Raw genomic sequence first — 11,888 nt, 5'->3', positions numbered from 1 at the left:
GATGGCGTGGGTAATAATTCCTGCAACGTTCAGGCGGTGAATGGGACATGAATCATAAGTTTTCCTATGCTATACTAGGGACAACTATCCACGAAGGGTGAACCGTATATGAGCGATGAACAGAAAAAAGTAAGTCTAGGCGATGCGATGAAACGCATGCTCGAACAGAAAAAACAAGCGCAACGCCAAGGACAAGATCGGACCGGGCATTTCAGCACGGACGTGAAGGCGATGAAAAGTCAAATCAAGAAAAAACCGAACAATCAAAAGAAGAGAACAGGCGTATAAAGCCGATGGGGATGGACGATGCGCGGCGACTGTTGAGTCGAATAAGTTGGTCCGTCAAGCCGGACGAGATCGACTTATTGTTAAGCCAAGCGGAGTCGGTCGTCTTGCAACCGATGCAGGACGGATTGGAAGCCAGCGTACATAAGCTCACGTTAGGCGATGCGAACTACGTGCTTAAAGCGTGGGACAAGTCATCGAGACCGGATATCGCCTACCAATATCGGTTGCTGTCGGCGTTATGGGGGGAAGGCGTCCCCGTATCGAGGCCGATCGGTGTCGGGGAAGACGAAGAGGGACATAGCGTGCTGTTAACGTCTTACGACGGAGCGCCGCTTAAGAAGCTGGACAAGCAAGGACAACGGAAGATAGCGGCCTTGATGGCGGCGGTGCATCGCTACCCTTACGAGGCATCGGTGGAATTTCGGGCTTGCAAGTACGAGTTCGTCGGCTATTTCTATCCTGGAATATCCGAGCACCCGGATATAAGGCAGCTGCTGCTTCAGCTAGTGGAGGATGCGAAGCTTAAGCAAGAGCATATCATTCACGGCGATCTCCACTTGGGCAATCTCGTGGAGGCGGACGGACGGTACGTCGCCATCGATTGGACGAACGGTCAGTTGGGCGATCCGAGATACGATCTCATGTGGATGGTCGTAATTACTCGGCTATACGTCTCCGAGCGGCACGCAGCCGGCTTGAAGACGGCGTACTTGTCCCTTAACGCCTATCCCGAGGAGCAGTTGGAGTTGTTCGAGGCCATCGCTTTCTTAAGATGGTTGCTGCTACATCGGCATAACTACGTGCCTGCTCCCGCCAAGACGAAGAAGACGGCAATCGGAATCATAAGCGATAATCGTTATTTACAAAACAAAAACCTGTTCCCCCCTCGCGATTGATGCGAGGCTGGAACAGGTTTTTAAACGTTACTTAGTCGCTTACTTGCGCTTGTGCTTGGATTAGCCTTCGATCAGGAGCGTCTCCGGATCTTCGAGCATTTCCTTGACTTTAACGAGGAACTGCACCGCTTCCGCGCCGTCGACGATGCGATGGTCGTAGGAGAGGGCGATGTACATCATCGGACGGTTCTCCATGCGTTCCGCGTCGATCGCGACCGGACGAAGCTGAATCTTGTGCATGCCGAGAATTCCGACCTGCGGCGCGTTCAGAATCGGCGTCGAGAGCAGGGAGCCGAAGGTGCCGCCGTTCGTAATCGTGAACGTACCGCCTTGCAGCTCGGAAATCTCAAGCGTGTTGTTACGCGCTTTGGTCGCGAGGTTCACGATAGAGCGCTCGATTTCGGCGAAGCCAAGGCGGTCCGCTTCGCGAACGACCGGAACGACCAAGCCTTCCTTCGCGGATACCGCGATGCCGATGTCGTAATATTTCTTGACGATGATGTCGTCGCCGCTAATTTCCGCGTTCAAGTGCGGGAAGGCTTTCAGCGCGCCGACGACCGCTTTCGTGAAGAACGACATGAAGCCGAGGTTGACGTCGTGCTTCTCTTTGAACGAGTCCTTGCGGCGTTTGCGGAGTTCCATGATCCTCGTCATGTCGACTTCGTTGAACGTCGTCAGCATCGCTGCGGTACGTTGCGCTTCTACGAGACGTTTCGCGATCGTAATGCGACGGCGGGACATTTTCTTGCGCTCTTCGGGCTTCGCGTAGTTCGCGGTAGCCGTCTTGTCCGAAGCCGGGCTAGGCGCGGCTGCTACCGATGGAGCGGCAGGTGCCGGTGCGCTACCTGCGGATTTCACGTCGGCCGGCGAGATGCGGCCGATCGGATCGCGAGCGGCTACGCTGCTCAGATCGATGCCTTTCTCGCGAGCCAGCTTGCGTGCAGCCGGAGAAGCGAGCGAGTCGCTTGCCGATGCGGCAGGAACGGCTACCGGAGCAGCGGCTACAGGTGCCGTAGGGGCAGCAGGCGCTGCGGTCGGAGTCGGTGCAGGCGCTGCGGTCGGAGCAACCGCTACCGGAGCCGCTGCTTCGCCTGCTGCGCCGAGCGTGCCGACGGACTCGCCGATTTTGACCGTATCGCCTTCGTTAGCGAGAATGGCGGTCAGTACGCCGTCTTGCTCGGCGCTAATTTCCAAGTTTACTTTGTCGGTCTCCAGTTCGAGAAGCAGGTCGCCTTGCTTAACGGCGTCTCCTACTTTGACGATCCACTTGGAGATAGTGCCTTCCGTAATGGATTCGCCCATCGCCGGAATTATAATGTCATGCATTCGAAGTTACCTCCCGGATTTAACAGCCGATTTCTTTTTGTTAAGCAGCGTCTGCGTAAGAATGTACTGCTGCTCGAGGACGTGTACTTGTTGGAAGCCGCTTGCCGGGCTGGAACGCTCGGGACGTCCGATATAGCTGACAGTCGCTTCCGCCGGCGCAACCTCGCGAATGCGCGGCTCCATAAAGCTCCAAGCGCCCATGTTCTTCGGTTCTTCCTGAACCCAGACGATCTCGGTCAGTTCAGGGAAGCGATCGACGATCGCTTGAATTTCCGCTTTAGGGAACGGATACAGCTGTTCCACGCGAGCGATATGCAACCAGTCGCGATCCGCGTCCGGCGTCTTGGCGATCTCGTCGGCTAAGTCGATCGCGACTTTGCCGGTACAGAGGACAAGGCGTTCCACGCGCTTCGGTTGCTGTCCGAGACCCGGTTGTTCGAGCACCGGCTGGAAGGAGCCTTCGCTCAGCGCGGAAGCCGGCGAAGCGACGTGCGGGTTGCGAATCAAGCTCTTCGGCGCCATTACGACGAGCGGACGGGCCGCATCGGTGTTCGTGATCGCCGCTTGATGGCGAAGCAAGTGGAAATATTGCGCCGCGCTGGACAAGTACGCGACCGTCCAGTTCTCTTCGCCAGACAGTTGCAAGAAACGTTCCATGCGCGCGCTCGAATGCTCGGGTCCTTGGCCTTCGTAGCCGTGCGGGAGGAGCATGATCAAGCCGGAGCGTTGCGTCCATTTCGAACGACCGGCGGAGATGAACTGGTCGATCAGCACTTGCGCGACGTTCACGAAGTCACCGTATTGCGCTTCCCAGATCGTCAGCGTCTCAGGCGAGTATACGTTGTAGCCATATTCGAAGCCGAGTACGCCTGCTTCGGAAAGCGGGCTGTTATGAACGGCGAACGATGCTTTCGACTCTGGAAGCTCGTGCAGCGGGCAGAACGTCTCTCCCGAAGTCGGATCGTGCAAGACGAGGTTCCGGTGCGCGAACGTCGCGCGTTCTACGTCTTGACCGCTCAAGCGAATCGGCGTGCCGTCCGCGAGAATCGAAGCGAACGCAAGCGTCTCCGCATGGCCCCAGTCGACTTTCTCGCCGTCGTTCAACGCGTCGGCGCGGCGCTCGAGAATGCGCTGCAGCTTCGGATAGACAGTGAAGCTTTTAGGGAAGTTAAGCAACCCTTTGTTAATGTCGCGAAGCTTATCGACGTTAACGGCGGTAACTGGTTTGCTAGCAAGCTCATTACCTTGCGGATGCGACTGGTGAACGGGATCTTTGTGCTCTTGCCCCTTCACTTGGTCGTAAGCGGCTTTCAGCTTGCGAAGCACGTCTTGCTTGATCGTTTCGGCGGCATCCGCGCTCAGCGTGCCTTCGCTCACGAGTTTATCTGCGTACAGACGCGCGACCGGGGAGTGAGCCTTCACTTTTTTGTAGATGAGCGGCTGCGTCGTTTCCGGATCGTCCGTCTCGTTGTGGCCGTAGCGGCGATAGCCGATCAAGTCTATTACGAAGTCTTTCTTGAATAGCGTCCGGTATTCGCTCGCCATGCGGGCGACCGCAATGACCGCTTCCGGCTCGTCGGCGTTAACGTGCACGATCGGAATTTCATAGCCTTTGGCCACGTCGCTCGAGTAATGCGTCGAGCGGGAGTCGAAGCTTTCCGTCGTGAAGCCGATCCGGTTGTTCACGATAATGTGCACCGTGCCGCCGTTCGAATAACCGCGCAGGTTGTTAAAGTTCAAAGTCTCGGCTACGATGCCTTCCCCAGAGAACGCCGCATCGCCGTGCATAATAATGGACGCTGCGGAATCGAAGTTTTGCTGCGGATATCCCGGTTGGGTACGGTTGTCTTGCGCCGCGCGCGCGAAGCCGGCAACGACGGGGTTGACGTACTCCAAGTGGCTCGGGTTGTTCGCCATCGTAAGGCGCGTTTCGGCGGTCTCGCCGGTCTGAATGGAACGGTTCGCGCCCAAGTGGTACTTCACGTCGCCGGTCCAGCCGTAGTTAATGCCGATCGAGCCTTCGGACGGAATGAGGTTCTTGTTCGGCGAGTGATGGAACTCGGAGAAAATATTGCCGTAAGGCTTGCCCAGCACGTGCGCGAGCACGTTCAACCGGCCGCGGTGCGCCATGCCCATCGCGATGTTGCGGGCGCCGTCGTTAATAAGCTCGTGCACGATCTCGTCCAGCATCGGAATGAGCGCTTCGACGCCTTCGACAGAGAAGCGTTTCTGTCCGACGAACGTACGTTGCAGGAAGTCTTCGAATTGCTCGGCTTCAAGCAGTTTTCTAAGCAGCGCTTCGCGCTCGGAAGCGATAAGTTTGCCGGAAGGAATGACCGTCTCCGCTTGCTTGGTAAGCCATTTGATTTCATCTTCGTTATGCACGTGACCGAATTCGAACGCGATCGGGCCGGTGTACACCTCGAGCAGCTTTTTATAAGCGTCCCAGCTATTGCTTAGGGCATAAGGAGCATCTTCCCAGATGCACTCCGGAGGCAGATTACGAAGATCGGCTTCCGTCAAGCCGTACGTCGCGGGTTCGATCATCCGCGAGCTGACTTTAGGGTTCAGCTCGAGCGGATCGATGTCGGCGGCCAAGTGGCCGAACGCGCGAATATTCCATGCCAATTGTCCGGCAGCGATTGCTTTCTTCAACGAACCCGTATCCGGCGTCGCGGCGTTGCCGCCGGCAGCCAGGCGAGTTTCGGCAGCCTCGGCGAGCGCTTCCGAACGCGGAGGAGCTCCCCAAGTCGCGAACAAGTCGCGATAAGCTTTGCTTACCGCTTCAGGATCTTGAACGTATAGCTCGTACTGCTCCTGAATGTACCCCAGATTGGGGCCATAAAATTGCTGCCATTGTCCTTGTGAGCTTGCTTTCGATTCAGACATTGCTCATCCCTCTATGTTCATGTTGGATTGCCTAGTGTCGCATCTCATTTGATGCGTAGCTTCTGCTTTATTCTAACGCTTTCGAGTCAGATATAAAAATGATGATTAAACATGATAACGATCTAAAAAATAGATCAATCAAGACGTTGGTCGCGCAGATAAAAGCAACTTTCTACATTATGCTTCAAATGCCGATTCTCTATCTCCCATTCGCTCAAATTTTGGGCACGGGTCGAATATTTAACTTTTTGAAAATCGCCTATGCCCATTTAGTTGCGATCTCCTGTCGCAACGGTGCCACACACCGTTAAATTACCGAAACTCCGCAAAAGTCCGCTGCAACGGTGCCACACACCGTTAAATTACCGAAACTCCGCAAAAGTCCGCTGCAACGGTGCCACATACCGTTAAATTACCGAAACTCCGCAAAAGTCCGCTACAGCGGTGTCACACACCGTTAAATCGCCGAAACTCCGCAAAAGTCCGCTACAGCGGTGTCACACACCATTAAAACGCCGAAAGCGTGGAAGTTGGAGTTGCAACGGCGCCACGCGAGCTTAGAGCGGCGAAGGTGTGGAAGTTGGAGTTGCAACGGTGCCTCGCGAGCTTAGAGCGGCAAAAGTGTGGGAGTTGAAGGTGTAACGGTGCCACGCACCGCTAAATAGCCGAAAATTCGGCAACGGTGTAATCCATAGGCATTATTGTTACAATATGTATCACAATGATATGGTTAGTGTATCACTAATCATGAGTTCATTGAGGTGCTGAACGATGATTCCTTCCACCATGTATGCCAATAACGTATTGCCGGTACCGTGGACGATAACGCGCCATACCTACGACGAGCGGGCAAGAAGGCGGCCGTATGTTATGCCGCGACGAAACCTGCCGACGGTTAAGCAGGACAAGCTCGTCGGAACGGCAATGGACGGGTTCGTGAGCTTGCTTGGCACCGCGCAGTCCGTGTTGACGGTTACGAGAGAATTGCTCCGGAGCATAAGCTACGTGCCGCGCGATGCGGCTTCGACACCGGGCGCGATCTCCGAGACGGCAGCCGTCGTGATCGAACAAGCAAAGCGACTCGTTCAAAGTTATAACGATATTCATGCTCGGCTTAGCGATGCGAACGACTATATGCGGCCGAGTATCCGCCAAACATTGAGCGATCTTAAGCTGCTTTCCGCCTTCGCGTTCATCGGGATTAGCCAATCGGCTGAAGGCCGGCTTCGTTTAGACGAGGAACGGCTGCAAGTCCGCATGAACGGTCACGACGCGAACAAGGCGTTAGTCGGGATGGCGGTGCTTGCGACGACGATCCATAGAGTGTTCAAGCGTATAACCGAAACGCCGCTTATTTGTCTGCTCAATATGCAAGTGCCGGAACTGCAGCCTTGCACCGCATATCGATCTTCCAAGCAAGCGTATTTACTGCTTCCTATGAAAGGGTTGCTGCTAAACCGGAAAGCTTAGACCTCCCGAACATAACAAAACACCTTCCCAATCGCGAAAATGCGACCACGGGAAGGTGTTTTGTTCTTATTGTTGCTTATCGTAGTTTAGCCAAATCGAACGCAGGCACTATTCCTTCGTCCATCGCCCGGCTAAGCAAGCTCTCGACGGCTGCGTATCCGTCATCGCCCAGGTCTGCGGTAAATGCGTTGACGTAGAGCTCGATGTGCGCCTTGGCCACTTCCGGATCCATCTCCTGCGCGTGCTGCCTCACGTAATCGCGGGAAGCTTCCGGATGCGTCCAAGCATAGTCGACCGATGCGCGAATCCAGCCCGCGATCGCCTTCGTATCCAGTCCCCGGCGGGCGATGATCGCGCCGAGCGGGATCGGCAAGCCGGTATCGCTCTCCCACCAGCTGCCCATATCTTCGAGCAACGACAGTCCATACGAGCCGTAAGTGAAGCGGGCTTCATGAATGACAAGCCCCGCGTCGACTTGTCCGCTCTGAACGGCAGGCATGATTTCATGGAACGGCATGACGACGATTTGTCCTACGCCGCCGGGCACGTGTTTTGCCGCCCAAAGCCGGAAAAGCAAATAAGCGGTGGAGCGCTCGCTCGGGACGGCGACTACCGCGCCGGATAGCTGCGCCGGGTCTTTCGGATCGGCGGCTTTGCCCGCGGTCAAAACAAGCGGACCGCAGCCTCTGCCGAGAGCGCCGCCGCATGGCAATAATTCGTATTTGTCTAGCACCCAAGGCAGAGCGGCATAGGAAATCTTCATGACTTCCGGGCCTTCTCCTTGCAGGGCCAAGTAATTCGTAATGTCGATATCCGCATACGTTACGTCCAACTCGGGCGCTCCGGCAATAAGGCCATGCGCCCAGGCATGGAAGACGAAAGTATCGTTCGGACAAGGCGAGTAAGCGATTCTCATGATAGTAGTCCCTCCGTTAGTCGTGCGAATGCCGCTTCCAGCGAAGCGAGCGCATCTCCGATCCGCCACGCCGACCGATCGCGCGGGCCGACGCGATTGGAGATCGCGCGAATTTCCAAGACGGGCAAGCCGCGAGCATGGGCTGCGGCAGCTACGCCGTAGCCTTCCATGCCTTCGGCGGCAACGCCGGGCACGCGAGCCGTTAGCTCGGCGGTTGTTTCCGCAGTGCCGGTTGCCGTTGACACAGTGACGATCGGGCCGCTGCTTACGACGATACTGCTATTCTTTAATGCATCTACAACACGGCGGGCTAAAAGCTTGTCCACGCCTATGCGCGAGGTGCCGAAGCCGAGCTCGTCCACGCTGCTGAAGCCGTCCGGCGTCTCGACGCCTAAGTCGGCGGCGATAATAGCGGTCGAGACGACGACGTTGCCGATATCGGCTCGTCCCTCGAAACCGCCGGCGATACCGGCGCTGATGACCAGATCATACCCGCCGGCTTCGAACAAAGCCGTCGTCGTATTGACTGCCGCCGCGACGGGGCCTACGCCCGCTAGCTTCACGTCGAACCGATCGTTCTCCCCAAGCCCACGCAGAACGGCATCTCGCTCAGCCGATACGGCGGTCATGACTAATATTTTTCCGTACATCGATGTTGAGTCTCCTTCTACCTGCCGTTCATTGAACTTACTTCATTATAGTCTCTTGCATTAGGAGAGTACAACAAAACAAGACCGGCGGATATTGGAATCCGTCGGTCTTGTTCCGTTACTAAAGTTACTTGATGCCGGCCGGAGGCGCTACCGGAGCAACGTCGATTGCCGGCCCGCCATAATTCGGGTATGTCGTCTGATAGGCTGGATACGTAAGCGATCCGCGTTCGCTCAAGCTGCCGAGGTCATTCGCTTTAAGCATGGTTTCGGACAACGTGTACAGCGTATTCCCGGCATAAAGGATGCGGCGTACCGACTTGAGGTAATCGTAGCCGTATTGTCCGCTCTTCGCGAGATCGTCCTTCGACAGGTGGGTAATCCGTCCGCGCAAGGTGAAGCCCTTGTTCAAGTCGACGTTATACACGTACGCGCCTTGATAGACGAACTGGCCGTAAGCCGGGAAGCCGCCTTGCTCGATTTGATCTTTGTCTTTGATCTCCATCAGTTCGACCGGAAACGCGAGCAGTCCTTTTGCTTTGGAGAACAACAGCGCCTTAGGGTTGGATAGAAGCTCGGAATTCGTTCCGCGGTCGCCGATGACTTCTTTGAACATTTCCTTCGGATTGTTAACGTCGGTGACGTCGAACATCGCGAGTTTGAGGCCTTGGTAGAACGCCACCGTCGCGTCTTGGCCCATTCCTTTCGATGGTAATTCGACCGTCTCCTTGCCGAATCCGATGATGTGGTTGTCGTCGTAAGGCTGCAAGTAGTCGCTGTAGCCCGGAATTTTCAGCTGGCCGAGCACGGCGGGCTTCGTCGGACTGCGCAGATCGATCACGTACAACGGATCGACGTTGCGGAACGTTACCATATAAGCTCTGCCGCCCAAAAATCGAGCCGAGTAAATCCGTTCGCCTGGAGCGAGATCCTCGAGCGCGCCGATCGTCTTCATTTGTTCGTCGAGCACGTACATATTGTTGGAGGATCTGTAAGTTCCGGAGTTCCACGAATCTCTCGTAGTCGCGATCCGGAAGTAGCCGTTATGCTCATCCATCGAATATTGGTTCAAAACGTTGCCGGGGACGCTGCCTTCGCCGACGTAAATTACGTTGCCTTGGTCGAGACGGAATTTATAGATTTGCGTCACCGTCTCATAATTGTTGTCTTTACCCGGAACCGATCTGGCGATCGCAACGTACAGATGCTTAGCCGATGCGTAGATCGTCTGGCCCGAACCGAGATAGGCGGATAATTGATAAGCTTGCTCCGGCCGATCGAGATCGAGCGCGCCGATCAGCATTGTGCTATTCTCGACGGCGTTCGGGAAGTAGCGAATGTCGCTTAGCGGCAGCTTGGTCAGCTGTTTCGCCGAGGCCGAAGCCGAGTCGCTATAGACCGGCTCGAAGGTGTTCGCCGCATCCGGTGCGGGGGAAACCGCTACGCCTTCGGTTACCGCCCTTTTGTCCATCGTATAGTAGCCATAGTAGTAGTTGTACTTGTTCGTCACGACATAGAGCGCGCCATCGATTTTGCGGGAGCTGATATAGTTGCCTTCCTGCTCGGTCTGGCGCTTCAGAGTAGGCTTGCCGTCATCGCCGAGCGCGTAGATCTTCGTCTGCACCGTGCTGACCGTAGGTACGATCGGCATAATGCTCGCGCGCTTGCCGTCCGGCACCGGCGCCATTGGAGTGCTCGCGCTCGAGCCCGAATTGGAGCTAGATCCGGCTCCCGAACCCGAACCCGAATCCGAGACTGCAATCGGCACGGCGACGTTATGCTGCCCGATGACGACAAGGCGATGGTCGTCGACGTACATCTCAAGCGGGTAAAAATTGTCTTCTGCCTTATATTCCAGCACGGAGGCGAGCTTTGGCGCGGATGGATCAGCAATGCTAGAGATCAGCACGCGATTCCCGCTAATCTGATAGACGAACTTGCCGTCGGTTTTCGCCCAGTCGGCTTCGTCGACGCCTTCGACTTGGATGTTGGTACGCGAATAATCATCAGCCGATCCACCCGATCCGCCCGAATCGCTTGCGTCCGCCGACGGCGATGCCGCGGCTTGCGGAGCCTGCGGGGCAGACTCGGAAGCGATGGCGCCGGAAGTACCCTTCTCATAATAAACGCCGGTGTTTCGCTGGATGTTCCCCAGCAGCTCTTCGAGCTTCTTCTGCGTTCCGACGACCGGAAGCTGCTTCGGATCGTCGATATGAATGACGTTGCCGATGCCGTCCCACGCGACGATAGTACCGAGTGCTTCCGAAATCGCGCGCAGCGGCACCATAATCGAACCCGATCGCAGCGCCGGGGCGACTTCGAGCTTAAACGTTCTGCCGTCCGAGATCATTTGAGCGACGCCGACCGTAATCGTCGCCGTCCGTTTGCCGCGCGTCAGCTTCGCGAACGTACGGCCTTTGCTATCGGTGCCCCACGAGACTTTCGCGCCTAAAGCTTCGGCGATTTGACGCAACGGCACCATCGTGACGTTGTTCACGACGTAAGCGGCCGTATTCAGCTTTAGTTGTTTGCCGTTCACTACGATTTTGCTGCTCGAAGCCGCTGGTTTCGCGGCACCCGCCGAAGTCGCCAACGGCTTCGCAGGAGCCGCGAAGGTAGGTACGGCCAGCAATAGGCTGGCGAACAGCATCGCGATTAGCGTTTTCTTGCCCATCTCATTTTCCCCCTAGGAAAAATAGTCGTCTATGGTAGTAACTCTTTGCATTCGGTACCTTCTTTGACGCAGATTGGAACGAAATGGTTGCAGTGCCCGCAATTAATAAAAATGAGCCGAGCGCCCTCCGTCATACAATAGTAGAGTTCCGTCGTTTTGCCCGTCTGAGGGGGTGAGTCTCATGACAATGCTTCACAGCATGTGCGCGCCAGAAAGAATCGTATTCCAGAACAAAACCGAGCGGGGTCTCGGATTGGAAGACGTGCGGGAGCGGGTTTTGCAGTTCGTGGCCGAAGCGCCCGCGTCGAACTATCATTTCATTATCGGTACGGATAGCCAAGTGCACCGCGGGTATACGAAGTTCGCGACCGGCGTCGTCATTCATAGGCTAGGTCAAGGCGCTTGGGCGTGCTATCGGCAGTTTGCCGTTCCGAGGGAATTGACAAAGATTCGAGAAAAGCTGATGCTAGAGACGATATTTTCGCAACAAATCGCTCACCGCTTCGATCCGGACGAACTGAGAAGCTGCTTGAAGCCGCAAACCCTTAACGCAAAGTCGGGAGCCTCCCTTCTGGCTTTCATCGATATCGACGCGGGGACCGTCATGCACGTGAACAAAACCGCGCAATACGTGCAAGAGATGGCGGATTGCGTTCTGTCGACGGGGCAGTATGCGCCGCGGGTGAAGCCTTATGCTTATGCGGCTTCCTCCTATGCGAACCGATACACGAAGCGGCCGTTCTCCACGATTTCCTAACTAACAACATCCGAAGCAAGGG

The 11,888-nt window shown here is 56.0% G+C and carries 9 protein-coding genes; 4 read left to right on the top strand and 5 right to left on the bottom strand.

Going from position 1 to position 11,888, the window contains the following annotated elements:
- Positions 1–108 precede the first annotated feature (108 nt).
- Complete coding sequence (locus tag ACFPQ4_RS16030; RefSeq protein ID WP_378112882.1) at positions 109–288, top strand: hypothetical protein; 180 nt, start codon at positions 109–111, stop codon at positions 286–288.
- A gap of 5 nt (positions 289–293) precedes the next feature.
- Positions 294–1,184 (top strand): phosphotransferase family protein, encoded by an 891-nt coding sequence (locus tag ACFPQ4_RS16025; protein ID WP_378112881.1) that lies wholly within the window; start codon positions 294–296, stop codon positions 1,182–1,184.
- 60 nt (positions 1,185–1,244) lie between these two features.
- On the opposite strand, the gene odhB is transcribed toward ACFPQ4_RS16025, so the two are convergent.
- Both odhB and ACFPQ4_RS16015 read right to left on the bottom strand, forming a co-directional pair.
- Positions 1,245–2,510 carry a 2-oxoglutarate dehydrogenase complex dihydrolipoyllysine-residue succinyltransferase gene (gene odhB, locus ACFPQ4_RS16020; RefSeq protein WP_378112880.1) on the bottom strand — a complete coding sequence of 422 codons (1,266 nt, stop codon included), beginning with the start codon at positions 2,508–2,510 and terminating at the stop codon, positions 1,245–1,247.
- Positions 2,511–2,516: 6 nt separating this feature from the next.
- Positions 2,517–5,399, bottom strand: coding sequence for a 2-oxoglutarate dehydrogenase E1 component (locus tag ACFPQ4_RS16015; protein WP_378112879.1), 2,883 nt, complete (start codon positions 5,397–5,399; stop codon positions 2,517–2,519).
- Between the two features lie 771 nt (positions 5,400–6,170).
- Here ACFPQ4_RS16015 and ACFPQ4_RS16010 point away from each other — a divergent pair.
- The gene (locus ACFPQ4_RS16010) at positions 6,171–6,869 is read left to right on the top strand and encodes a hypothetical protein (RefSeq protein ID WP_378112878.1); all 699 of its coding nucleotides are present in this window, start codon (positions 6,171–6,173) and stop codon (positions 6,867–6,869) included.
- Between the two features lie 76 nt (positions 6,870–6,945).
- Here ACFPQ4_RS16010 and ACFPQ4_RS16005 read toward each other — a convergent pair whose 3' ends face one another.
- The 3 genes from ACFPQ4_RS16005 to ACFPQ4_RS15995 form a co-directional block, all read right to left on the bottom strand.
- Entirely contained in the window at positions 6,946–7,785 is an 840-nt protein-coding gene (locus tag ACFPQ4_RS16005) for a 1,4-dihydroxy-6-naphthoate synthase (protein ID WP_378112877.1), read from the bottom strand.
- A complete protein-coding gene (locus ACFPQ4_RS16000; protein ID WP_378112876.1) occupies positions 7,782–8,435 on the bottom strand; it encodes a futalosine hydrolase in 654 nt (217 codons plus the stop codon). The genes ACFPQ4_RS16005 and ACFPQ4_RS16000 overlap by 4 nt, the downstream gene beginning before the upstream one ends.
- Before the next feature lie 127 nt (positions 8,436–8,562).
- On the bottom strand, positions 8,563–11,109 hold the full coding sequence (locus ACFPQ4_RS15995; RefSeq protein WP_378112875.1) for a beta-propeller domain-containing protein: 2,547 nt from the start codon (positions 11,107–11,109) through the stop codon (positions 8,563–8,565).
- 181 nt (positions 11,110–11,290) lie between these two features.
- Here ACFPQ4_RS15995 and ACFPQ4_RS15990 point away from each other — a divergent pair, with 181 nt between their 5' ends.
- Positions 11,291–11,866 carry a ribonuclease H-like YkuK family protein gene (locus ACFPQ4_RS15990; RefSeq protein WP_378112874.1) on the top strand — a complete coding sequence of 192 codons (576 nt, stop codon included), beginning with the start codon at positions 11,291–11,293 and terminating at the stop codon, positions 11,864–11,866.
- The last annotated feature ends 22 nt before the right edge of the window (positions 11,867–11,888 follow it).

Source organism: Cohnella yongneupensis, assembly GCF_042655785.1.
Lineage (GTDB): Bacteria > Bacillota > Bacilli > Paenibacillales > Paenibacillaceae > Cohnella > Cohnella yongneupensis.
Note: the sequence above shows the minus strand (reverse complement) of the source record. Positions and strands in the feature narration are given on the sequence as shown.

Excerpts from the sequence above, each read along its gene's own strand:
- ACFPQ4_RS16030 (WP_378112882.1), top strand. The coding sequence starts at position 109 with ATGAGCGATGAACAGAAAAAAGTAAGTCTAGGCGATGCGATGAAACGC.
- ACFPQ4_RS16025 (WP_378112881.1), top strand. The coding sequence starts at position 294 with ATGGGGATGGACGATGCGCGGCGACTGTTGAGTCGAATAAGTTGGTCC.
- odhB (WP_378112880.1), bottom strand. The coding sequence starts at position 2,510 with ATGCATGACATTATAATTCCGGCGATGGGCGAATCCATTACGGAAGGC.
- ACFPQ4_RS16015 (WP_378112879.1), bottom strand. The coding sequence starts at position 5,399 with ATGTCTGAATCGAAAGCAAGCTCACAAGGACAATGGCAGCAATTTTAT.
- ACFPQ4_RS16010 (WP_378112878.1), top strand. The coding sequence starts at position 6,171 with ATGATTCCTTCCACCATGTATGCCAATAACGTATTGCCGGTACCGTGG.
- ACFPQ4_RS16005 (WP_378112877.1), bottom strand. The coding sequence starts at position 7,785 with ATGAGAATCGCTTACTCGCCTTGTCCGAACGATACTTTCGTCTTCCAT.
- ACFPQ4_RS16000 (WP_378112876.1), bottom strand. The coding sequence starts at position 8,435 with ATGTACGGAAAAATATTAGTCATGACCGCCGTATCGGCTGAGCGAGAT.
- ACFPQ4_RS15995 (WP_378112875.1), bottom strand. The coding sequence starts at position 11,109 with ATGGGCAAGAAAACGCTAATCGCGATGCTGTTCGCCAGCCTATTGCTG.
- ACFPQ4_RS15990 (WP_378112874.1), top strand. The coding sequence starts at position 11,291 with ATGACAATGCTTCACAGCATGTGCGCGCCAGAAAGAATCGTATTCCAG.